Annotated in this window: 2 pseudogenes; both read left to right on the top strand. The window is 63.6% G+C overall.

Features of this window, described 5'->3' with window-relative positions:
* Positions 1 to 286: pseudogene (locus QHC67_RS19285) on the top strand (RNA-dependent DNA polymerase); the annotation flags it as partial.
* A 20-nt stretch (positions 287 to 306) separates the two neighbouring features.
* Positions 307 to 648: pseudogene (locus tag QHC67_RS18880) on the top strand (DUF6927 domain-containing protein); the annotation flags it as partial.
* Positions 649 to 769 lie beyond the last annotated feature (121 nt).

The following is a 769-nucleotide window of genomic DNA, read 5'->3' on the forward strand; positions in this document are numbered from 1 at the left end:
TGATCGTCAGAATGCCAAGCAATGCGAGGCTTGCGGTCGATCCGATGTTCCGTGTCAGGTGCACCATATCCGGGGGATGGCCGATGTTTCGCACCGCGGTTTTGTCGTGAGAATGAAGGTGGCACGCGCCCGCAGGACGGTGGTCCTGTGCGAGCAATGCCACTGGGATACTCACAGAGGCCGCCTGCCCGATCTACGGCAAAGTGATGGTTCGTCACAGTGGAGAGCCGCATGCGGTGAAAGCTGCACGTGCGGTTCGGCGGGGGGATCAGGGCTGACTCCATGAGCAGCACCAATCCTACCCGACTGACGGAGTCGATGGGGCCGTGCGAGGACGGATGCCCCCAGCACATCCTCGACCTGCTGACGCCGACCGACAAGGAGCACGCGCTCGACTGGCGTCGTCGCTGCGCCGAGAACCTGAAACGCCGCTCGCGCAAGGTCGCGGACGGCGATCGGATCCGGCTGGAGCAGCCGGTCACCTTCTCGGACGGCCATGTCGGGCAGGAATTCATTGTCGAGAAGCAGGGGCGCCGAGTGACCCTTCGCGACCCTGAGACCCGCGGCCGCTACCGGATCAGCCGCCTCATGGAGCGGCAATGGCGGATCGTGCCGACGACGAAGATCCACAAGACGATCTTCGCCTGAGTCCTGCCGGTATCATGCTTTCCGAGAAGGATCTGACATGCTTGACCTGAGCACCGGCCTGTCCCCTAAGCGTCTTCTCCTCTGCAGTCGCGAAAACGCGAACCGCGTCGCCTCCCGGCTG

The sequence above is a fragment of the Sphingobium sp. genome, from assembly GCF_033795625.1.
Taxonomy (GTDB): Bacteria; Pseudomonadota; Alphaproteobacteria; order Sphingomonadales; family Sphingomonadaceae; genus Sphingobium.